At 52.6% G+C, this 22,857-nt stretch carries 21 protein-coding genes; 7 read left to right on the top strand and 14 right to left on the bottom strand.

Annotated elements, in window-relative coordinates; genetic code table 11:
* Positions 1-136: 136 nt before the first annotated feature.
* The 6 genes from FE839_RS22100 to zapE all read right to left on the bottom strand — a co-directional run bounded on the left by FE839_RS22100 (position 137) and on the right by zapE (position 4,714).
* Positions 137-820 carry an N-acetylmannosamine-6-phosphate 2-epimerase gene (locus FE839_RS22100; protein ID WP_138362910.1) on the bottom strand — a complete coding sequence of 228 codons (684 nt, stop codon included), beginning with the start codon at positions 818-820 and terminating at the stop codon, positions 137-139.
* Between the two features lie 261 nt (positions 821-1,081).
* On the bottom strand, positions 1,082-1,570 hold the full coding sequence (sspB, locus tag FE839_RS22095; RefSeq protein WP_138362952.1) for a ClpXP protease specificity-enhancing factor: 489 nt from the start codon (positions 1,568-1,570) through the stop codon (positions 1,082-1,084).
* A gap of 3 nt (positions 1,571-1,573) precedes the next feature.
* Positions 1,574-2,212 carry a stringent starvation protein SspA gene (gene sspA / locus FE839_RS22090; RefSeq protein WP_138362909.1) on the bottom strand — a complete coding sequence of 213 codons (639 nt, stop codon included), beginning with the start codon at positions 2,210-2,212 and terminating at the stop codon, positions 1,574-1,576.
* Positions 2,213-2,524: 312 nt separating this feature from the next.
* Positions 2,525-2,917 (bottom strand): 30S ribosomal protein S9, encoded by a 393-nt coding sequence (rpsI, locus tag FE839_RS22085; protein WP_000829815.1) that lies wholly within the window; start codon positions 2,915-2,917, stop codon positions 2,525-2,527.
* Positions 2,918-2,932: 15 nt separating this feature from the next.
* Positions 2,933-3,361: a 50S ribosomal protein L13 gene (gene rplM / locus FE839_RS22080; RefSeq protein ID WP_138362908.1), complete on the bottom strand. Its 429-nt coding sequence runs from the start codon at positions 3,359-3,361 to the stop codon at positions 2,933-2,935.
* A gap of 219 nt (positions 3,362-3,580) precedes the next feature.
* Positions 3,581-4,714, bottom strand: a complete 1,134-nt coding sequence (gene zapE / locus FE839_RS22075; RefSeq protein WP_138362907.1) for a cell division protein ZapE — start codon at positions 4,712-4,714, stop codon at positions 3,581-3,583.
* A 190-nt stretch (positions 4,715-4,904) separates the two neighbouring features.
* Between zapE and zapG the strand changes: the two genes are divergently transcribed.
* The 3 genes from zapG (at position 4,905) to degS (ending at position 7,990) form a co-directional block, all read left to right on the top strand.
* Positions 4,905-5,303: a Z-ring associated protein ZapG gene (gene zapG, locus FE839_RS22070; RefSeq protein WP_138362906.1), complete on the top strand. Its 399-nt coding sequence runs from the start codon at positions 4,905-4,907 to the stop codon at positions 5,301-5,303.
* 172 nt (positions 5,304-5,475) lie between these two features.
* Entirely contained in the window at positions 5,476-6,843 is a 1,368-nt protein-coding gene (gene degQ / locus FE839_RS22065; RefSeq protein WP_138362905.1) for a serine endoprotease DegQ, read from the top strand.
* 85 nt (positions 6,844-6,928) lie between these two features.
* Complete coding sequence (gene degS / locus FE839_RS22060; protein ID WP_138362904.1) at positions 6,929-7,990, top strand: outer membrane-stress sensor serine endopeptidase DegS; 1,062 nt, start codon at positions 6,929-6,931, stop codon at positions 7,988-7,990.
* A 273-nt stretch (positions 7,991-8,263) separates the two neighbouring features.
* Here degS and mdh read toward each other — a convergent pair whose 3' ends face one another.
* Positions 8,264-9,202 (bottom strand): malate dehydrogenase, encoded by a 939-nt coding sequence (gene mdh / locus FE839_RS22055; protein ID WP_138362903.1) that lies wholly within the window; start codon positions 9,200-9,202, stop codon positions 8,264-8,266.
* A gap of 411 nt (positions 9,203-9,613) precedes the next feature.
* On the opposite strand from mdh, the gene argR reads away from it, so the two are divergent.
* The 3 genes from argR (at position 9,614) to yhcN-B (ending at position 11,071) form a co-directional block, all read left to right on the top strand.
* Positions 9,614-10,084, top strand: coding sequence for a transcriptional regulator ArgR (gene argR, locus FE839_RS22050; protein ID WP_138362902.1), 471 nt, complete (start codon positions 9,614-9,616; stop codon positions 10,082-10,084).
* A 354-nt stretch (positions 10,085-10,438) separates the two neighbouring features.
* Positions 10,439-10,702: a peroxide/acid stress response protein YhcN gene (gene yhcN, locus FE839_RS22045; protein ID WP_138362901.1), complete on the top strand. Its 264-nt coding sequence runs from the start codon at positions 10,439-10,441 to the stop codon at positions 10,700-10,702.
* Between the two features lie 102 nt (positions 10,703-10,804).
* The gene (gene yhcN-B, locus FE839_RS22040; protein ID WP_138362900.1) at positions 10,805-11,071 is read left to right on the top strand and encodes a DUF1471 family stress response protein YhcN-B; all 267 of its coding nucleotides are present in this window, start codon (positions 10,805-10,807) and stop codon (positions 11,069-11,071) included.
* 50 nt (positions 11,072-11,121) lie between these two features.
* On the opposite strand, the gene FE839_RS22035 is transcribed toward yhcN-B, so the two are convergent.
* The 4 genes from FE839_RS22035 to aaeX all read right to left on the bottom strand — a co-directional run bounded on the left by FE839_RS22035 (position 11,122) and on the right by aaeX (position 14,636).
* Positions 11,122-11,397, bottom strand: coding sequence for a barstar family protein (locus tag FE839_RS22035; protein WP_138362899.1), 276 nt, complete (start codon positions 11,395-11,397; stop codon positions 11,122-11,124).
* A gap of 122 nt (positions 11,398-11,519) precedes the next feature.
* Complete coding sequence (gene aaeB / locus FE839_RS22030) at positions 11,520-13,487, bottom strand: p-hydroxybenzoic acid efflux pump subunit AaeB (protein ID WP_138362898.1); 1,968 nt, start codon at positions 13,485-13,487, stop codon at positions 11,520-11,522.
* A gap of 5 nt (positions 13,488-13,492) precedes the next feature.
* Positions 13,493-14,425: a p-hydroxybenzoic acid efflux pump subunit AaeA gene (gene aaeA / locus FE839_RS22025; protein WP_138362897.1), complete on the bottom strand. Its 933-nt coding sequence runs from the start codon at positions 14,423-14,425 to the stop codon at positions 13,493-13,495.
* A 7-nt stretch (positions 14,426-14,432) separates the two neighbouring features.
* Positions 14,433-14,636, bottom strand: coding sequence for a p-hydroxybenzoic acid efflux pump operon protein AaeX (aaeX, locus tag FE839_RS22020; protein ID WP_002918640.1), 204 nt, complete (start codon positions 14,634-14,636; stop codon positions 14,433-14,435).
* Positions 14,637-14,767: 131 nt separating this feature from the next.
* Here aaeX and aaeR point away from each other — a divergent pair, with 131 nt between their 5' ends.
* Complete coding sequence (gene aaeR / locus FE839_RS22015) at positions 14,768-15,694, top strand: HTH-type transcriptional activator AaeR (protein WP_138362896.1); 927 nt, start codon at positions 14,768-14,770, stop codon at positions 15,692-15,694.
* Positions 15,695-15,834: 140 nt separating this feature from the next.
* Here the strand turns inward: aaeR and tldD are convergent, their stop codons facing one another.
* From tldD to rng, 3 genes are all read right to left on the bottom strand, one after another.
* A complete protein-coding gene (gene tldD / locus FE839_RS22010; protein WP_138362895.1) occupies positions 15,835-17,280 on the bottom strand; it encodes a metalloprotease TldD in 1,446 nt (481 codons plus the stop codon).
* A gap of 223 nt (positions 17,281-17,503) precedes the next feature.
* Positions 17,504-21,301 (bottom strand): AsmA2 domain-containing protein YhdP, encoded by a 3,798-nt coding sequence (gene yhdP / locus FE839_RS22005; RefSeq protein ID WP_138362894.1) that lies wholly within the window; start codon positions 21,299-21,301, stop codon positions 17,504-17,506.
* A gap of 84 nt (positions 21,302-21,385) precedes the next feature.
* A complete protein-coding gene (rng, locus tag FE839_RS22000; RefSeq protein ID WP_138362893.1) occupies positions 21,386-22,855 on the bottom strand; it encodes a ribonuclease G in 1,470 nt (489 codons plus the stop codon).
* Between the last annotated feature and the right edge of the window lie 2 nt (positions 22,856-22,857).

Raw genomic sequence — 22,857 nt, 5'->3', positions numbered from 1 at the left:
CCGACGGGATTCAGCGTCGGGCTTTTTTTATGAGCTTAACAAATCGGTGCGGATTTTTTCGACTGGCTTTGATCTGTGCCTGCCGCATTCACGATAAACAGAGTGGATATGATCCATATCCATAGCGTGCTTATGGTCATGCCTCTTTTAATGCCGCGTTATACCACTGGCATATATGTTCCAGACGGGTAATCGCTGAACCAACAGTCACCGCCCATGCGCCTTGCCGCCTGGCTTCGGCCGCCTGAGCGGGCGTGTTATAGCGCCCCTCAGCATTCACCCGACATCCCGCTTCAGTCAGCGCTTTCACCAGTACCAGATCAGGTTCATTCGGGATATGTGCCGTGGTATAGCCCGACAGTGTGGTGCCAATAATCTCAGCGCCGAGCGCCTGACAAGACAGTCCATCTTCCAGAGAAGAACAGTCGGCCATCGCCACCAGCTTGTGCTGGTGAATCCGTGTCAGCAGCGCGGCCACAGGAACAGGGCGTTCACGGTCGGTACCATCAATAGCAATAATATCGGCTTTGGCCTGCGCCAGTGCATCAATATCTTCCAGATATGGCGTGATCCGCACCGGGGAACCGTCCAGATCGCGTTTAATAATGCCAATCACAGGTACCATCACTAACGCGCGGACAGCGCGCAGATTTTCTACGCCTTCGATTCGCAATGCCACAGCGCCAGCCTGTTCTGCAGCCTGCGCCATCGCAGCAACGATATCCGGTTTATCCAAAGGGCTGCCGGGGACTGGCTGGCAAGAAACAATCAAACCACCGTTCGCGCTAATATGTGCATCCAGTCTCTCAAGTAAAGACATAATAGCTCCCTGATTAATAACCCCGAATTCAGGCTGTGCAAGGTATTGAGGAACCAGAATCCGCTGAAGCGTTAACGCACGTCAGGATGCGGACAGGCTATTGAGGTGGCGCGTTCAACTTGACCAGACGCGTGGCGATGAATGGCATCAATCATCATTGAACATGGCACCTTCGGCAAACTCCCGGCGGATTGGCGGTTTCAGCTTAACACAAGAATTCGGGAGTGATCAGAAAACAGGCCCCAAAGGGCCTGGAAAGGATTATTTCACAACACGTAGCGACGGACGCCCGCCACGAGGAGGCGGCGTGTCATCAGGATCGTCATCGTGATTATCCGGCTTATCGCCATCAATCACCGACATGACCGTTTCGCTGTCAGACTGCTCTTCGTCATCGTTCAGGCTGCTAACGTCCGCGTCATAGGCTGCTTCCGGTTCGAACATGGTTCCGGCGCCATTCTCTCTCGCATAAACCGCCAGCACAGCAGCCATCGGAACAGAGACATTGCGCGGCACGCCGCCAAAACGCGCGTTGAAACGCACTTCGTCGTTGGCCAGTTCCAGATTACCGACAGCGCGTGGGGCAATATTAAGCACAATTTGCCCATCGCGAGCGTACTCCATCGGGACAATTACTCCCGGCAGCGTCACGTCAACAACCAGATGCGGAGTCAACTGGTTATCCAGCAGCCATTCATAAAACGCCCGTAACAGATACGGGCGACGCGGCGTCAGCTGTAATACGTCCATCATTTAGCCTCGACCAAGGCGCATTTCACGCTCGGCTTCAGTTAAAGATGCGAGGAAGGAGTCACGTTCAAATACGCGAGTCATATAGCCTTTGAGCTCTTTCGCCCCTGCGCCAACCAGCTCGACACCGAGCACCGGCAAACGCCACAGCAGCGGAGCCAGGTAACAATCAACCAGGCTGAACTCATCGCTCAGGAAGTATGGCTTCTGCGTGAACACCGGCGCAATCGCCAGCAGCTCTTCACGCAACTGCTTACGCGCTGCATCAGCCTGCGCGGCAGTACCCGTCTGAATGGTATTCATCAGCGAATACCAGTCTTTTTCGATACGATGCATGTACAGACGGCTTTCCCCACGGGCCACCGGATAAACCGGCATTAACGGCGGATGCGGGAAACGCTCATCCAGGTATTCCATAATGATGCGAGATTCCCACAGAGTGAGCTCACGATCCACAAGCGTCGGTACGCTTTGATTCGGGTTGAGGTCAATCAGATCCTGAGGCGGGTTGTCCTTCTCCACGTGCTCTATCTCAAAACTAACACCTTTTTCGGCCAGCACAATGCGGACCTGATGGCTATAGATGTCAGTAGGACCAGAAAACAGCGTCATTACCGAACGTTTGTTGGCAGCGACAGCCATGAAAACCTCCAGGTATATTCAGAATTTTTGTACTGCTGCCGACCACATATGGCCAGCCAGATGTAAAAACCCCATTTGCGTGACATCATTTCCGCCCATCATCCAGACAAAAAATGAACAATCACCTGCATTTGGGCAGAAAATTGGATGATAGTTTACCAGATTTTGCAGACGTTGTGGTGAGGGGATTCTGGAAATGCTGAAAAAGTAGTAATAACGGGGCGATTATAGAGAGAAAGTGGCTGATTAATTCATAAAAAAACCCGCCGAAGCGGGTTTTTTCGCAAATTGTTCTGCACAAGCAGAAAACAATTAACGTTTGGAGAACTGCGGACGACGACGCGCTTTACGCAGGCCGACTTTCTTACGTTCAACCTGACGAGCATCACGGGTAACGAAGCCTGCTTTACGCAGTTCGCCACGCAGAGACTCATCATACTCCATCAGAGCGCGGGTGATACCGTGACGGATCGCACCAGCCTGACCAGAGATACCACCACCTTTAACAGTGATGTACAGATCCAGTTTCTCAACCATGTCGACCAGTTCCAGCGGCTGACGAACTACCATACGGGCAGTTTCACGGCCAAAGTACTGTTCCAGAGAACGTTGGTTGATAACGATTTTACCGTTGCCCGGTTTGATGAACACGCGAGCTGCGGAACTTTTGCGGCGACCAGTGCCGTAGTATTGATTTTCAGCCATTGCCTATAATCCCGATTAGATGTCAAGAACTTGCGGTTGCTGTGCCGCGTGGTTGTGCTCGTTGCCCGCGTAAACTTTCAGTTTACGGAACATAGCACGACCCAGCGGGCCTTTTGGCAGCATGCCTTTAACCGCGATTTCAATCACACGCTCAGGACGGCGGGCAATCATCTCTTCAAAGGTCGCTTGTTTGATACCACCGATGTGGCCAGTGTGGTGGTAATACATTTTGTCTTCACGCTTGTTGCCGGTTACAGCAACTTTTTCTGCGTTCAGAACGATAATGTAATCACCGGTATCAACGTGCGGAGTATATTCCGCTTTATGCTTACCGCGCAGGCGACGAGCCAGTTCAGTAGCCAGACGGCCCAGAGTTTTACCGGTCGCGTCAACAACATACCAGTCACGTTGTACGGTTTCTGGTTTAGCTGTAAAAGTTTTCATTAAAAGCTTACCCAAATAAATAAGTTACACGTTGGCGAACACCCAAACGTTTGGTCAGTTGAGGTTCACACGACAAAGTCCGGCAAACCTACCCCTTCGAATAGCCTATGCCGGCGCATAGAAAGTTTTGGGAAAAAAACCTTCTCGTAACGTGGGGTCGCAAGATTATAGAGAAGTCGAGGTCAAAGATCGACCCCTTTATGTGATTTGTCCCCGTTTTTAGCCCGGTAAATGCTCCCGCTTCAGATACTCTTCGCTCTGCATCTCTTGCAAACGCGATAAACAGCGCTGGAATTCGAATTTCAGCCGTTCGCCCTGGTAAATGTCATACAGCGGCACCGCCGCACTGACCACCAGCTTGACGTGACGTTCGTAAAACTCATCCACCAGCGCGATAAATCGCCGCGCTTCGCTCTCAAGCTGCGCCGTCATAACCGGAACATCAAAGAGCATCACGGTGTGAAACAGGCGAGAAAGCGCAATATAGTCATGCTGGCTACGCGCATCCATACACAGCGTCGTAAAAGAAGCGGCCAGCGTCTGGTTTTCTACGCCCAGCGTCGGCAGAGGACGATGGTTTATCTCCAGCGTAGGCGTTTGCTCACGCTTCGCCCCCGCCAGAACCAGCCAAAGCTTATCCATCTGTTGCTGCGTCTCTGCGTTCAGCGGCGACAGCCACAGATGCGCCTGGGTCAGCGTGCGCAAACGGTAATCAATACCGGCATCCACGTTCATTACATCGCAATGCTGCTTGATCGCGTCAATGGCGGGCAGGAAACGGGCACGCTGAAGACCGTTTCGGTACAACTCGTCCGGCGGGATGTTCGACGTCGCCACCAGAGTAATGCCGCGCGCGAACAGCGCTTTCATCAGGCCGCCAAGCAGCATCGCGTCGGTGATGTCAGAAACAAAAAACTCATCAAAACAGAGCACATCCGTTTCAGCTTTAAAGCGGTCGGCAACGATCTCCAGCGGGTCGCTGTGCCCCTGCAGAGTGGTTAACGCTTCGTGGACGCGCAGCATAAAACGGTGAAAATGCAGACGCTGTTTACGCTCGCCAGGCAAACTTTGATAGAACATATCCATCAGCCAGGTTTTCCCCCGCCCCACCCCGCCCCACATATAGAGGCCACGCACCGCGACTGGCTCAGCGGCAGACTGACGTCTACCCAGCAGCTTACCGAGTTTTGCCCGCAGACCGCCCTCATTTTGCGGCACGGCGGCGGGCTTATTCTGTAATTCCTGGTAAATGGTATCAAGACGACTAACCGCTTCTTGCTGAACGTCGTCAGGTTGGTAATGACCCTCTTTGAGGGCAGAAAGGTAACGCGATGTTGGGGACAGGCTTTGCATGATCTACTTGTTATTCCTTGAAAACCGTCGTGCCGTAGCTCACGATTGACGAAAAAAAGGCCGTTCTACACTACGCGATGATACGCCAGGATTCCACTTCTGTAGAATTAGCGGTTATAGTGGCATTATCGGGCGCAGGCGGAGAGCCTCAAAACCACCCTACGGAACCACAAAACAACGGGAGATGTTCATGACCTGGGAATATGCGCTAATTGGGCTAGTTGTCGGTATTATCATTGGCGCCGTCGCTATGCGTTTTGGCAACCGCAAATTACGCCAACAACAGGCTCTGCAATTCGAACTGGAAAAGAATAAAGCAGAGCTGGAAGAGTACCGTGAAGAACTGGTGAGCCATTTCGCCCAGAGCGCCGAGCTTCTGGATAACATGGCACGTGACTATCGCCAGCTGTACCAGCATATGGCGAAAAGCTCCAGTACCCTTTTGCCGGACAGCATGGCTGACGCCAATCCTTTCCGTAACCGACTGGCGGAGTCAGAAGCGGGCAACGATCAAGCGCCGGTGCAAATGCCGCGTGATTATTCTGAAGGCGCGTCCGGCCTGCTGCGCGGCGGTGTCAAACACGACTAATGCGCCCTCAGTAATAAAAATATTTTCCGGGCGTATCTCCTGCGCCCGTCTCCCCCTTTCATCCCAGCTACAATTTAAACATCGATCACATTGTTACCTGATCGAAAATTCAATAACATCAGGCTATTCGGGACGTTTTCCATACACCTCAGGTTATGAGAGCCAGCATCTAATGAAGAAACAGACTTTGCTGTTGAGTGCGTTAGCGTTAAGCATTGGGTTATCGTTGTCCGCCTTACCTCCGGCTGCGGCATCATTACCGACACAGGTTCCCGGTCAGGGCGCATTGCCAAGCCTTGCGCCGATGCTGGAAAAAGTGTTACCGGCGGTGGTCAGCATACAGGTCGAAGGCTCGGCCTCGCCGACCCAGAATATGCCGGAAGAGTTGAAAAAGTATTTTGGCGACAACGTGCCGCAAGAGCAGGCTCAGCCTTTTGAAGGCCTTGGGTCCGGCGTCATTATTAATGCGGCGAAAGGCTACGTGTTAACCAATAATCACGTCATCGCCCACGCGCAGAAAATCAGCGTCCAGCTCAATGATGGCCGCGAATTTGACGCAAAGCTGGTCGGCAGCGATGAACAGAGTGATATCGCCCTGCTGCAGATACAAAAACCCAGTAATCTGACCCAAATCGCAATTGCCGATTCTGACAAACTGCGGGTGGGGGATTTCGCCGTCGCCGTTGGCAACCCGTTCGGTCTCGGACAAACCGCCACTTCCGGGATTATTTCCGCCCTCGGGCGTAGCGGGCTGAACCTTGAGGGGCTGGAAAACTTCATTCAGACCGATGCTTCCATCAACCGCGGCAACTCTGGCGGTGCGCTATTAAATCTCAACGGTGAGCTGATCGGTATCAACACCGCTATTCTGGCCCCGAGCGGCGGCAGCATCGGCATTGGTTTTGCGATCCCAAGCAATATGGCCAGAACCCTTGCCCAGCAGCTGATCCAATTTGGTGAAATCAAACGCGGTCTGCTGGGGATTAAAGGCATGGAGATGAGCGCGGATATCGCCAAAGCGATGAACCTTAACGTTCAGCGCGGCGCATTTGTCAGCGAAGTTCTGCCAGGCTCCGGCGCCGCGAAGGCAGGGGTCAAATCCGGTGACGTTATCGTCAGCCTGAACGGCAAACCGCTCAGTAGCTTCGCCGAACTGCGTTCCCGCATCGCGACCACAGAACCCGGAACCAAAGTGAAGTTAGGGCTGCTGCGTGACGGTAAAAATATTGATGTCGATGTCACGCTGGATAAGAGCACCTCATCAACCGCCAGCGCGGAGCTCATTACTCCCGCCTTACAGGGTGCATCATTAAGCGACGGTAAGATGAAAGATGGAACTCAGGGCGTGCTCATTGATAGCGTCGATAAAGGCAGTCCTGCGGCGCAGGCAGGGCTACATAAAGACGATATGATTATCGGCCTCAACCGAGAGCGTATTCATTCCATTGCGGAACTGCGAAAAATGCTGGAAAACAAACCAACGGTCATCGCGCTGAACGTTATCCGCGGTAATGAAAGCATTTATCTGCTCCTGCATTAACTCGCTTCCGGACATCGCATACCGTGCGATGTCCGGATAAGTCGTGTTATGCTGCGACTGTCCATTCACCAACGATATCTGCATCATGCCTGGAAAGCTTTTACGTTCGATAATCATCGGTCTGATCGTCGGGGGAGTATTATTGGCCGTTATGCCTTCGCTACGCCAATGGCACCTTTCGCCGACCACAGAGTACGATAGCGCGGATGAATCCCCCGCCAGCTATAATTCTGCCGTTCGTCGCGCCGCCCCTGCGGTGGTCAACGTCTATAATCGCGCCCTTAATAGCAGCAGCCATAATCAGTTGACTCTCGGGTCCGGTGTCATAATGGACCAACGTGGTTATATTCTGACGAATAAGCACGTTATTAACGATGCGGACCAGATTATCGTCGCATTGCAGGATGGTCGGGTTTTTGAAGCGCTCCTGGTCGGTTCCGACTCCCTTACCGATCTGGCGGTGTTAAAAATCAACGCCAGCGGTGGCCTGCCTGTCATCCCGATTAACCCAAAACGTGTGCCGCATATTGGTGACGTCGTGCTGGCGATTGGTAACCCGTACAACCTCGGGCAGACCATTACCCAGGGAATTATCAGCGCCACCGGTCGTATCGGCCTCAACCCCACCGGACGGCAGAACTTCCTGCAGACCGACGCGTCAATCAACCACGGTAACTCCGGCGGCGCGCTGGTGAATTCGCTGGGCGAACTGATGGGGATCAACACCCTTTCATTTGATAAAAGTAACGATGGCGAAACGCCGGAGGGGATCGGTTTTGCCATTCCTTTTCAACTGGCAACCAAGATTATGGATAAGCTGATCCGTGATGGTCGCGTCATCCGTGGCTACATAGGTATCAGTGGTCGAGAGATTGCGCCACTGCATACGCAAGGTGGCGGCAGTCTCGATCAGATCCAGGGGATCGTGGTGAACAGCGTCGCACCGGATGGGCCAGCCGCCCTGGCGGGGATCCGCGCCAACGACGTGATTATCTCGGTTAACAATAAGCCAGCCGTTTCGGCGCTGGAAACCATGGATCAGGTGGCGGAGATTCGCCCGGGATCGGAAATTCCGGTGGTCATTATGCGTGACGATAAAAAAATCACCCTGCATGTCATCGTACAGGAATATCCGGCAACAAATTAACAAGCTCGCCCGGACAAGGGAACGCTTTTAGTCAGCAAATTTAGCCCTGACCGGGGATCTGACCAGAAACCCGGTTACGGTCATCAGCGACCACCACACAGGCCACGCGATCTGATGTTCCCGCGGCATCATTCATGCAAACATCCCGGAGCGACTTTTGCCATAGCTCTCGCTGGCACCTGCCAGTCAAAAGACAGATTTGCAGTCATTAAGGAGCCAGAGAAGCGCGTAAAAAGCCGGAGCGCAGGCCCCGGCTTCCCTTTTCGTTAAACGCTATTTGTTCACGAAATCCTCGCCGAGGGCGATATCTTTCTTCAGCGTGTCCAACATACCTTCCAGAGCATGTTGTTCAAACGCGCTGAGTTTACCGATGGGCCGCCGCTCTTCTACACCATTTTTACCTAACAGCAGCGGCTGTGAGAAAAAGCGGGCATATTGACCATCGCCCTCAACGTAAGCGCATTCCACCACCCCTTGTTCGCCCTGCAGGGCCCGCACCAAAGAGAGGCCAAATCGCGCGGCGGCCTGGCCCATAGACAGCGTTGCTGAACCGCCGCCAGCTTTTGCCTCAACAACTTCAGTGCCTGCATTCTGAATGCGTTTGGTTAAATCCACCACTTCCTGCTCGCTAAAGCTCACGCCCGCAATTTGTGACAATAAAGGCAGAATCGTCACCCCTGAGTGGCCGCCAATAACCGGTACGTCTATCGCCGTTGAAGATTTATCTTTCAGTTCGGCAACAAAAGTATTAGAACGAATAATATCCAGCGTGGTGACGCCAAACAGCTTGTTCTTGTCATAAATACCGGCTTTCTTTAGCACTTCCGCCGCGATCGCCACGGTTGTATTGACTGGATTGGTAATAACGCCAATGCAGGCTTGTGGGCAGGTTTTGGCAATCTGTAGCACCAGATTCTTCACAATACCGGCATTGACATTAAATAAATCTGAACGATCCATGCCGGGCTTACGCGCCACGCCTGCGGATATCAGCACCACATCGGCGCCTTCCAGCGCTGGCGTCGCGTCTTCACCGGAAAAACCTTTGATTTTTACATCGGTAGGGATATGACTAAGATCCACCGCCACGCCCGGCGTGACCGGAGCGATGTCGTACAACGAGAGTTTTGAACCTGAAGGCAGTTGGGTCTTAAGTAGTAGGGCAAGCGCCTGGCCAATTCCACCAGCTGCGCCGAGGACTGCAACTTTCATCCTAAACTCCTTATTATGGTTAATATCGTCTTTCGTTACTCCGTGGCCGGGACCTTAATTCACGAGATGAATAATTACAATAATTATGGTTGAAGAATGCGTCGTTGCGCGTAGCAATGCAGCAACATTGCGTTTCTCCCTGGGGCCGATCATCCAGCAAAGCGTAGTACCGGAACGACTACTGGTTACAATACACCCAGCGTGTTCAACAGAACAATATCATTTAATAACATTTTATTTACTTTTCCCGCAATTTGCGCACCGTGACGAAGGCATGTTCCTGATTAGTTTTTTTTGCTAAAATATGCCCCCTTCATAATATTTTTTACGCTTCTCCTCTGCGGATTATTTGCATAAAAATGCATTCTTATGCATAATAAGACGGTTTTTACCACCATAATTGGGTGACTTATGCGAATTTCGGCAAAACAAGAAGAACTGGTTAAAGCGTTTAAAGCGCTGCTAAAAGAAGAAAAATTCAGCTCTCAAGGTGAAATCGTACAAGCATTACAAGAAGAAGGTTTCGATAATATCAACCAATCGAAAGTCTCACGTATGCTGACGAAATTTGGCGCGGTACGTACGCGTAATGCAAAAATGGAAATGGTTTATTGCCTGCCTGCCGAGCTTGGTGTGCCGACCACCTCCAGCCCGTTGAAAAATCTGGTGCTGGACATCGACTATAACGATTCAGTCGTGGTCATCCGTACCAGCCCTGGCGCGGCACAGCTGATCGCCCGCCTTCTGGACTCCCTTGGCAAGGCTGAAGGCATCCTTGGCAGTATCGCCGGAGATGACACCATCTTTACCACACCGGCCAGGGGTTTTTCCGTTAAAGAGCTGCATGACGCCATTCTCGTCCTGTTTGAGCAGGAACTCTAAACGACGTCCCTCTGGTTAGCGCCAGGGGGATGCCTTTCAAAAAATTATCATTTCTTTAACATTTTGTGTGTTTTTTCGCCTCTATACATTCCTTTACCTAATGGTTCAGTCTAAAACGCACAAAAGATCAAATCCATCTATCATAATGATTTAATTGAATATATCAGGTAATAACGGCCAAACGATGATATTTGTAATTCTTATACGTTATAAGAAAGATACTTCTTTGTAATCATTATTGATAGAAATAATTAGCACGGTATTAATATTTTCAGTTATTAGTGTATACTTGATTTTGTGATAGGGGTCACGAAACAAAAGCCCCTGACAAAAAGATTCGACGAGGTCAATATCATGAAAATCAAAACCACTGTAGCAATACTGAGCATCCTCTCTGTCCTCTCTTTTGGTGCTTTCGCCGCTGATGTTATCAACGGCGAACAGGCTCAAGGCCGGCAGGCCATCGGTACCGTTTCCGTTAGCGCAGTCAGTTCCTCCCCGATGGACATGCGCGAAATGCTGAACCAGAAAGCGCAAGAAAAAGGAGCTTCTTCTTATCGCATTATCGAAGCGCACGCTGGTGACCAGTGGCACGCCACGGCTGAACTTTATCAATAAGATTTAATGAGAGTTGATAATTAACTGAATACAGAATCTCTTCAGCGGCCAGGTTGATCGCAACCTCCTGCCGCTGCAATGACTAAGGTTGGAGAAAAGATCATGAAAAGCGCAATGATTATCGCATCCCTGGGACTGGCATCCGTTCTCTCTTTCGGCGCGAATGCGGCAGTCAACCAAGTGAACGCAGAGCAGGCACAAAATCTGCAGTCCATGGGTACCGTCTCTATTTCTCAGGTAGGCAGCGCCCCGATGGATATGCGTCAACAACTGGCGGCTAAGGCCGAGAAAGAAGGCGCCAGCAGCTACCGTATTATTGAAGCCCGTACTGGCGATAGCTGGCACGCAACGGCTGAGTTGTACAAATAAACCCTCGTCGTCTTATCCGACGACTTGCCCCTGCTCTGTCAGGGGCCTTTTTATGCCTGACGCAGATTAAAACGCAGCGCGCCTTCCAGCTCTTCTTCCGCTTCATCAAACAGCAAAATTAATGCGCCAAATCGCCGACGCTGATTATCGTTTAAATGAATAAACTGAATCTCCAGCGGTACTGGCAGCAACCCGCCGGTCACCGCGTCCCACAGCGAATCAAGGTTATTCACTTTCTCACGTTCTAAAGCAAAGGTACGCGAAAACTGGCGATAAAAATCCTGCTGCTCGATTATGCCATCAAAGTCAAAGGTATAAGTCATCATCACACGCATCCTGTCCACACCTGCAACCCGAATTATTTTGGGTATATCTCCCCTGATCCGGCGTCTCTCTGCACGCTGGTGGTAGAGTCGTTACTCTGATGATTAAGTATAGTGATTCGCTGCTAACTGCTGGTGAGAACATGCTGATATTTATGGAGTACCTCCACCAGCCTGCGTACAGGTTCGGTCACCTGCCCAGACGCGTCCCATTGCTGCAATTTTTGCTGATAAATATCCAGCTCATTAAGCAGACGGGTAAAATAGTAGCGCCGCTTATCATCATTACTGGCGGAAATAACGCGATCCGCCGTACGACGTAGCTGCCGATGAAACGCCGACAAATCATCGTTTATGGGAACCGGCGCATCACGCAAACGCTGATGTGCGATGATCAGGGTCAGCGCCAGACGAAAACGGGCGATATCGCCCGGAAACTTATTCAGCAATAGAAAAAGCTGGCGATAGAGTGCCGGTAAATGGTTCTCTTTACGCCGTGTCATATTGGTCGTCAGCGACGACACTGCCGCGGAGACAAACTGGTTGAGCAGGACCCTCCCGGTGCGGGCCCGCGAATTATCGCGCACCAGCAATATGACCATCAGCGCGAGGAAACATCCCACGATCTGCCCTAATGCGCTATCGAGGAACTGGTTAAACTCAAACTGCATCGGATTATCGAGCACCAGAATATTGATCGTGCTGGCCAGCGCCCCCAGCGATCCCAGCCGCCGTTTTTGTACCTCAATGCCGATAAAAAACGCCATCGCCGCAAGGCTGATGCATAATAACAGCATACTTTGCTGGGTCGCAGGCATGATCACAAGGAAAAACAGTGCGCCCAACGGCAAAGCGGCCAGCGTGCCATAAAGGAAATCAATCGCCACCATCCGCGGATTGGGCAGACGCATCGCCAGCGAGGTGACGACAGCAATCATCACCATTGCCCCACTCCCCGAAGTCCAGCCGGTCCACAGCCAGAACAGCGTACCAAGGATACAAGAGATCGAAGTACGCCAGAAGTTGACCATCGCATGATGACGCTCAGCAGACTCAGCTTTAACAACCACCTCGCCCTGTAGCACCTCATCCTCAATACGGCTGATTTTAGTATTACCGACAACGCCTCGTTTTAATAACAAATAACGCGTCGCAGCACCAACCCAACTGTAAATCGTCACCGGCGTATTATGCTCCCCTTTCCAGGTAAGAAAACGGCGCATGCGCTTGAGTTGTCGGTGCACATCCTGAACGGTTTCAACCGGCTCGGCAAACAGTTCACGGTAATCACTGGTAACCATCTCAGGCCGTGTATTCTGAATTAAATAGGTTTCACAGGCCTGGGTAATTAAAGTCAACGAAAGGGTATTGATTGCCTTCAGGCGCTGATTGGCCTTTGCCCAGCGTGAAGACTCCATGATCAAATTACTGCGCATGCCTTCCATTGCATTTGTTCGGCGAACCAGCGCGCCCCAGGCGCTGTCGGTTTCCTCTTTGTCGCCGTGGGCCACGCAAAGCTGCATCAGACGATATTGCGCAATCAGCAGATTATCCAGCTCAAGGTCGATCTCTTTTTTTATCGAACGCGGTGAAAACACCAGGTCGGCCATGATTGCACTGACGATACCAACCACAATTTCGCTGCAGCGTTCGACGGCAAATTGTGGCGCCAGCATCGGCTCTTCATGGATAGTGATGATAATGATAAGCGCGGTATAACCCGCCAGCCCCCAGGCATAAGAGTTTTCTACTCGTACCAGTGATGAAATCCAGGTGCAGAATCCCGCCCACAGGCAGCAAACCAGCAACATAAGCAGCGGTGCGCGGATCATCAACATTGTAATCGCCAGCGCGGCAAAGCAACCGATAAAAGTGCCGATGATACGCAGCATCCCGCGATAGCGAATCGCCCCAGAGTAAGGCTCTCCCCCGGCGGCAAATGCTGGCCCTGCGGCGACAATCGCCGCGGTCAGTACTGCCCAGCGCGGCGTTTCCAGTTGGAAGTGGAAACCGACGAATAATGCCAGCACCACCGCGCAGGCTAACTTAACGGCAAACCGGAGATGCCGAGGGTCAATCGTGAAGATCCCCATAACGATTAACCGAACTCACGCAGGCGCATCGCCAGTTTCTGGAAGATGTTCGCCTTGCGGATATCACGATCTTTTTTCCCCGTAATCACTACCGTCGCGGTGGTTCCCGCAGGCCAGAGATTACCCTGCTGATGATCAAGATGAATGCGCACCGGTACGCGCTGTGCAAGGCGTACCCATTCAAGATTAGAATCAATCGAAGCCAGCCCTTTTGCATCACTACTGCTGCTGGTATTAGTAACCCCTGCCGCGATGCTATCTACAGTACCTTTAAGAATATGCCCGCTTCCCAATGGCGTGATTTCGGCCCGGTAACCGGGACGCACGCCCTCAAGCTTGGTCTCTTCAAGATAGGCCATGACATAAAAAGTATTCTGCTTCACCAGCGCAACGGCCGTTGAGCCGCGCGTGATGAACTCGCCGCTGTAAACGTTCAGGTTGGTCACCCACCCATCAGCAGGCGCACGAATCACCGTACGGGCGAGATCCAGCTTTGCCAGATCGCGGCTTGCTATTGCTTTGGCCAGTTGCTGCTCAACGGTTTGCAGAGCGTTATTTGCCTGATCGATCTCCTCCCGGGACATCGCCTGTACGCCAAGACGATTACGGCGGCTGGCTTCCGCGCGCTTCTCTCGCGCCTCGGTCTGGTAATAGGAGACATCAGCTTCCGCTTCGGCTAACGCTTTCTGATATCGCGGCTGGTCAATGACGAACAAGATCTGGTCTTTCTTAACCAGTTGGTTATCCTTTACATTCACCTGTGAAATCAGGCCGGACACATCCGGGGCGATGGCCACAATATCCGCACTAAAACGCGCGTCGCGTGTCCAGGGTGAAGTGGTGTAATACACCCATGCGCGGAAAATAGCGAAAAATGCAAAGATAACCAGTATCACTGTGATTGCGGTACGGAGGGTATTTCTTGTTAGTGTTTTCACATCAACCTCAAACGAACAAACGCGATATCAGATAAAACAGGCAGCAATACAGCGCGGTATTAAACAACGCCGGGTGCCAGACAAAATCATAGATGCCGGTCGGAACCAGCAAGCGATGCACCAGCCAGAAGATAGCCAGCGACAATAGCAATTCAAAGAAGATCGGCGGAAATGACAAGCCGAAAATCACAATGACAGGAAACAGACTCATGATGACCTTGATAAGAAGCGTACAGGTGGTATATGCGATGCGTTTATTATTTAGCTAACAATATAGTAACGTAATAATTGCAGCCTTATCTATATTGTGTGATCTAAATCACTTTTAACCCAGAGTGAATAATGGAACGACTAAAACGTATGTCCATTTTTGCCAGAGTGGTCGAACTCGGTTCGTTTACCGCCGCGGCGCGCCAGCTCCAGATGAGCGTTTCATCCATCAGCCAGACAGTTGCCAAACTGGAAGATGAACTACAGGTGAAGCTACTTAATCGCAGTACCCGTAGCCTTGGCTTAACAGAAGCAGGAAAAATCTATTATCAAGGCTGTCGGCGAATGTTGTTCGAAGTTCAGGATGTCCATGAACAGCTGTATGCATTTAACAATACACCTATCGGTACGCTTCGTATCGGCTGCTCTTCAACGATGGCACAGAATGTCCTGGCCAGCATAACGGCGGAAATGCTCAAAGAGTACCCGGGATTATCGATAAACCTGGTCACCGGCATCCCTGCGCCAGACCTGATTGCCGATGGCCTGGATGTGGTGATTCGCGTTGGCGCGCTACAGGACTCCAGCCTCTTTTCCCGCCGCCTGGGCTCTATGCCGATGGTACTCTGCGCGGCGAAAAACTATCTTCAGCACGCCGGGTATCCGGAAAAGCCGACAGATCTCGCCAGCCACTCCTGGCTTGAATACAGTGTACGGCCTGATAATGAATTCGAAATCATCGCCCCGGAAGGGATCTCAACCAAACTGATCCCTCAGGGGCGTTTTGTCACTAATGATCCCATGACGCTGGTCCGCTGGCTGACAGCGGGCGTCGGGGTGGCATATGTCCCGATAATGTGGGCGATCGACGAGATAAACCGTGGTGAAATCGAGATCCTGCTACCGAGCTATCAGTCAGATCCGCGCCCGGTTTACGCATTGTATACCGAGAAAGATAAACTGCCGCTGAAAGTACAGGTGTGCATTAACTACCTGACTGAGTATTTCGTCGGCGTAGCAAAAATTTATCAGGGGATGCATGGCCGCGGAGGCGCCTGATCTCCCGGAAAGAAGGTAGCGATAGTTAACGCGCTGTGCTGAATGAGTCACTCGACTGTCTGCCGCTGACGTGCGGCTTTCATCGCAACGCCGCAGAGTTGATTTGCGCTTTCGCAGGGGCGAAAGCGCACTGGGACAGGTCAGGCAGTACCGCCGACGGTAAGATTATCGACTTTAAGCGTTGGCTGACCGACGCCTACCGGCACGCTCTGCCCCTCTTTACCGCAGACGCCGACGCCGCTGTCCAGCTTCAGATCGTTACCCACCATCGAAATCTGCTGCATCGTTTCAATCCCGGAACCGATAAGCGTGGCGCCTTTCACCGCTTTTGTCACTTTTCCCTTTTCAATCAGGTAAGCTTCCGAGGTCGAAAAGACAAACTTACCGGAGGTGATATCCACCTGGCCGCCACCGAAGTTCGGCGCATAGATACCGTAATCAACCGATTCGATAATCTCCTGCGGTGTCGATTTCCCCGCCAGCATGTAGGTGTTGGTCATCCGCGGCATCGGCAAATGCGCGTAGGACTCGCGACGTCCGTTGCCGGTTGGTGCGACGCCCATCAGCCTGGCGTTGAGCTTGTCCTGCATGTAGCCTTTAAGAATACCGTTTTCGATCAGTACGTTATACTGACCCGGCGTACCTTCGTCATCAATAGCGACGGAGCCGCGGCGATCGGCAATCGTGCCATCATCCACCACAGTACACAGCTCAGAGGCCACCCGTTCCCCCATATGACCGCTGAAAACCGACGTCCCGCGACGGTTAAAATCGCCTTCCAGACCATGTCCGACCGCTTCGTGCAACAATACGCCAGGCCAACCTGCGCCTAATACGACTGGCAACATCCCGGCAGGCGCCGCGACGGCGCCCAAATTGACCAGCGCCATACGCACGGCTTCTCTCGCCCAGACATCGGCGCGCACTTCGCCATCTTGTACCGCGAGGAAATAGTCATAACCAAAACGGCCGCCGCCGCCGCTGGCGCCGCGTTCGCGTCTGCCATCCTCTTCCACCAGCACGCTGACGGAGAGACGCACCAGCGGACGCACATCGGCCGCCAGCGTACCGTCGGTGGCGGCAACAAGAATTAATTCGTAAACGCCGCTCAGGCTGGCGGAAACTTCCTGCACCCGCTTGTCGGCGGCACGAGCGGTTTTATCCACCCGGCGCAGAATATCCAGCTTCTCTTCACGACTCATGCTTTGCAGCGGATCGATACGGGTATAGAGCGAGCGGTATCCTACTTCGCCGAGAGTATGAACTTCCCCGTCGCCGTGGTCGCGCACGATGGTGCGAGCCGCCTGTGCGCTCTGTTCCAGCGCCAGCAGGCTGATTTGGTCGGCGTAAGCAAAACCGGTTTTTTCCCCGCTTACCGCACGCACGCCGACGCCCTGATCGATATTGTACGAACCATCTTTAATGATGCCGTCTTCCAGAACCCAGGACTCGTGATAGCTCGACTGAAAATAGAGATCGCCATAATCAAGACGGCGCTCGGCCAGTTGACCAAGAATGGCAAACAGATCCTGATGATTCAGGCCATTTGCCGACAGTAATTGTTCACTTACCAGGTTCAGACTCATCGTTATGCTACTCGTTTGTTGCCGCCTTTCAGGCGGAAAAAAGTACCCTAAATAGTGCAGACTGCCGGGCAGGAATGCCAAAAAAGGCTCCTGAACGGCGCTTGTGCCGCCCCCTACGGGACAGGTCGGGCCATTTCTGACCTGCGCGCGTATAACCACCTGAAGTATGACGGGTACAGAATGCTATCTATTGAGAGTGCGATAATTCCCCACAATCGTCAAATCATTGCTTTTTGTCGCTCCGTGCCTGGCGCAGGACTTCATTAATTTGCGGCTGATCGATAGGACCGGTAATGCGATAGCGCAAAATAGAGACCTTGTTCCACAGCGGCCCCAGCACCTTACTGGCGGCAAAGACCGCAGCGCCGATGATGGGGTTAACAGTAAAGGCCGCCGCGACACCCACAGTGGCCGAAATTTCCGGCGCCACCACCGCCTGCATATCCAGCTGGCGGCGGACGAGATCCACAGACCCTTTCATGGCGATATCGGCCTCCAGGCCATCGACCAGCGTATCGTCGGTATTCAGCACGCCGTCTTTAATCCACGCCGTACTGTGAATCGAATCGAAGTAGAACCCTTCGCTAAATGTATCGCTAAAATCAAAGCGCAGCTTGCGCAGCAGAGCGTCAACGCTGAGCAAACGCAAAAGCTGGCCTGCATGACCGGTGCTCAGATCGGTAAATTCACCTTTTCCAAGATGGCTTTTGAGGATCCCATTAAGTGACGCAACGTCAGGCTGCCACGGGGGCGCACGCCAGTGCAGATCATAATCCACATCGAACGACGATCCTTTTACCGGTGAAGAGATACCAAAGAAATTCACAAAATCATCGCTTTTATTACCGTGCAACTTACCCTTCAGCGACGTACGTACGCCGCCCGGGGCGTTAACCCAGGCACCATCAGTCGTCAGGCGGCCAAAACCGGTATCCACCAGTCCGTTCGTCAGCGTCAGGGTATCACCGCGGATAGTGAAATCGCCCTCAATACGGCCATATTTTTGCCCCCATAGCCAGCACTCCGCGCAACGGAGCTGAAGGTCAGGCCAGCCGTGGAAATCCCAATGAGCATCGGCCAAAGGAACGCGAGTTTCCGCCGCAGCGGAATTTTTTGCTGACGTCGGGTTGTAATAGAGGTAGCGGATCGTCGCCAGCCACGGCGCATTATTACTCATCGTCAGCGTCGCATTGATTTCACGACCCTGAGCGTCGATCTTCGTCCCCCCCATATCGGGCCGGGCAACAAGACTCACATTATTCCAGCGCTGACCCGCCATCACTAACGCAGGCGTACGCAATGTCACTCGCTCCGGCAAGCTCAGGTTACTGCTGACATCATTTGCTACGCCGCCCTGGAATAACGCCAGCCACTGTGCGCCATCCATCGGCGGCAAATTTAGCTCCACACCGGACTGCTCAGGAAGCGGTGAAACAGTCTTACTGTCAGAGGTCAAAATAGCGCGATCCAACGTCAGCTTATGACCCAGCAGCCAGCGACTATTAATATGGTTTTTAGCCCCTACGGCGCCGGTAAGATTGAAACTGCGCAACCCGCCATCGACCTTAATTTTTACTGGCAGGGACTCACCGGCTTTCTTATCCATCGGTGCGGGTAAGTGACTACTTACATTCTTCAGGTCACCGTTAATATCGACTTTGTAATTGACGCCGCCGCGGTAGGGCAATTCTATTGCCACCTTGCCATCCCAGGGCACGCTGCCGCTCAAAGCGCCATCCAACGCGTTTGGCAGTAAGCCGGTACGCGCAGGCTGCCAGTTAGCATTCATCCCAACGTTAATCAGGAACGCTTTTTCACCCTCAGCAGTCGAAAAATCAACATTCAGCGGCTGGTTAAACCACCTGGCATTCATTGGTTCGCTTTTCAGATCGCCGTTTACAAAGCTGAATTTACCGCTCAAATTGTGCAGCGTGGCATCAATAGGCTTGATAAACAACGTGTTATTTTTTAGCTGAACGTCACCTTCCGCGGTGGTCATCTCGCCATCCAGGGGAATATCAAGATGTAAGCGAGCGCTCACATCTCCATCCAGTTGCAGATCGGACAACGCCGCACCCAGAGATGCTTTCAACGGCGTCGCGTTAAAGTAAGGCCCCACATCTTTACCCAGCCCCTTAACATCGGCGTCAATCAGCAGCTTTTCTCGCGAATAGTCAGGGATCGCCGCCTCCAGGTTACTGGCGGTGACTTTACCCAGCATGACTTTATCGGCCTTCATCCACAAGCCGTCATTGATAAAGTTAAGGTCGATATTCAGCCCGGTCAGTGCGGGCCAGTCGGGTTGAAAAGCAAAGGTGGCGTTCTTGAGCGGCACCGAGACCTGAAACTGGCCTTCGTTATGCTTATAAGGGAACAGATGTGGATTACCGCCGTACACCAGCGTGGCATCGGTTGCCTGGCCACCTTTAATCGCCCCGCTAAGGTAATCCACCAGCGCTTTACCCATTAAATTTTCCGGGAAGTAGCGCCATGCCTGACTGCCATCGCTGGTACTGATACCGGCCAGAATACCGAGCCAGGGTTGCTCGCCCTGCGGTTGCAGATAGCGGAACCCGCCGCGAGCGCGAACGCCAGTAGCCTGCACATCAATGTCACGGCCATCAAGCTCAAAGCCTTTATCATTCTTCAACCAACTGAGTGTCGCATCACCTTGAGCGATTTCCAGCGGCGCACGAAAGACCGTCTCATAAGGCATTTTTGCCTGAGTCATTGAGGCATGAAGAACGCCGTTTTCCACGCTTCCGGCAACGCTTCCGGAGAAATGCTCAGCCCCCGGCAATAGCATCCATTGTTTCCATGACATGTTGCTCCAGTCGGCCTGGAAGCGCGTTTTATCCACAGCCTGTAGCGGAATATCCAGCGCCAGCAGATTGATTTTCCCGTCAGGCTGCGTCGTTCGCCAGATTTTACTCAACGCAGGGGCCAGTTTGTCCGCCATCGGCTGTAGCCCGCTCAGGCCGCTGAGATTAAGATTACTGGCGCGAATACGCAGTTCGTCGCTGTGCTGGGGGGTATTTTCGCCGACGCGCTGAGCCGGGATCCACGCCATCGCCAGCGCGCCACTCGGCCAGGGTTTATCATCAATAGAGATTCGCGTATCCGGGATCCGAAATCCCCAGATTTGATTATCGCGATAGATGTGCGCCGTCAGGTTATCCACCGACAGATGATGTTCATCTTTGTCGCCCTGCCAGCTGGCCCCGCCTTTTTTCAGCCATACATCGCCGCTGGCCACATCACCTTTGTCGATGGTCATCCAGCCTTCAAGGCTGAAACGCGCACTCTGCAAGGCAATGTTGTCCTGCATCCAGCGCCCAAGCCACGGCTTAACGTCGATATCATCAGCCTGAAGCCAGACGCGTCCTTGGTTAAGCAGGCCGTCTTCATCGCGCAGATCCATACGTACCTGCATCACGCCATGCTGACCAGTCAGACTGCTGAGACTTAACTCCCCTTCGGCGCGATGGCGGTTTTTACCATTCAGCCAGGTAAGCTGCGGAATGGACAGATCTGCCCGCTGACCCGAAATGGTCAGAAAGCTGAGGTGGCTGTCACGCAGAATAAAGTGATCGAACTGGCGGAGAAAAAGATCTCTGATACGGTCGGGTTTCAGACCTTCGCCATTATTATTCGCCTGGATAGGCGTATTGGTATGAATCTGTAACTGCCAGAAAGTCAGGTCGCGAAATTGCCAGCGCATGTGCAGCAAGCTCTGCCAGACATCAAGCGCCAGAGTAACGCGTTTAACAGAGAGTTTGCCGCCGTCATTAAGGTCAGCCTTAACATCACGAACATCAAGCGTCGGGCCAAAATTTTGCCAGCTGGCGCTCAGTTGCGAGGCATCAACCGGCACGCCCGTCATCGCGGAAACTTTTTCCAGCACCAGCGGACGCCAGTTGTTCAACTGCGGCAATACGAGACGCAGACCACTCACCAGCAGTGCGACGATAACAATCAATGTTGCCACGGTGAGCAGTAATATCCCGGGCAGTCGCCTCACGCATCTCTCCTTGTCAGCTTTTTACACGTCACCCTTACGCCCCTTATTCAGGAATAATGGCCTGAACAGAGGCCAGGAGGATGATTACATCATTACCACATCAAACTGCTCCTGATTATAGAGCGGCTCAATTTGTACTTTGACCTGTTTGCCGACAAAGATTTCCACTTCCGCCAGCGCGTGCGATTCTTCCCCTTTCAGCGTTTCCGCTACCGCAGGAGAAGCATAGACCAGAAAACGGTCAGAATCGTAGGCATGGTGCACACGCACGATTTCGCGCATGATTTCATAGCACACCGTTTCCACCGTTTTCACCGTGCCGCGACCATGACAAGTCGGACATTCGTTGCACAGCACGTGCTCGATGCTTTCGCGGGTACGTTTGCGGGTCATCTCTACCAGCCCAAGCTGGGAGAAACCGTTAATGCTGGTTTTGACCCGGTCTTTGCTCAATGCTTGCTCAAGCGAATGCAACACCCGGCGACGATGATCCTCATTGTTCATATCAATGAAATCAATGATGATGATCCCACCAAGGTTGCGCAGCCGTAGCTGGCGGGCAATCGCCTGAGTCGCCTCAATGTTGGTATTAAAGATGGTGTCGTCCAGATTGCGGTGACCAACGAATGCGCCGGTATTGATATCAACGGTCGTCATCGCTTCCGTTTGATCGATGATCAGATACCCGCCTGATTTCAGCTCAACTTTACGCTCCAGCGCGCGCTGAATTTCATTTTCGACATCAAAAAGATCGAAGATCGGCTGACGACCACTATAGTGCTCCAGCTTGTCGGTCATCTCCGGAATATATTCGGCAGTAAACTCAAGCAACGATTCGTAGGTCAGACGGGAGTCCACGCGAATGCGGTCAAGCTGAGCATCGGCGAAATCACGCAGCACGCGCTGCGCCAGCGCCAGTTCGCCGTACATCTGGTAGCGTGTCTGCTGGCGCTTTTTGCGCTCCATCACTTTCGTCCAGACGCGCTTGAGATAAGCGGCATCAGCGGCCATCTCCTGTTCATGTACGCCTTCCGCGGCGGTACGGATAATAAATCCCCCCTGCTCATCACAGTATTCTGACACCACTTTTTTCAGGCGCTCGCGTTCCGCTTCGCTTTCAATACGCTGAGAGACGCCGACGTGTGAGGCGCCGGGCATAAAGACCAGATAGCGAGAAGGAATGGTGATATCGGTGGTCAGGCGGGCGCCTTTGGTTCCGAGCGGATCTTTCACCACCTGCACCATTAAATCCTGACCCTGGCGGACAAGTTCAGAGATGTCGCGAACGGTAAACTGTTTTTGCTCCTCGCCCGCCACGCACTCGGTATGGGGCATAATGTCGGAAGCGTGCAGAAATGCGGCCTTTTCCAGACCAATATCTACAAAAGCCGCCTGCATTCCCGGCAGCACGCGACTGACACGACCTTTGTAGATATTGCCTACGATCCCACGTCGCGCCTCACGCTCAATATGAATTTCCTGGAGGATGCCACCATCAATGTATGCGACGCGAGTTTCCGACGGCGTTACGTTAACCAATAATTCAGCTGTCATCT

This window comes from Klebsiella indica (assembly GCF_005860775.1).
GTDB classification, from domain to species: Bacteria; Pseudomonadota; Gammaproteobacteria; order Enterobacterales; family Enterobacteriaceae; genus Klebsiella; species Klebsiella indica.
The sequence above is the reverse complement of the archived record's forward strand: the minus strand, read 5'-3'. Positions and strand labels throughout refer to the sequence as shown.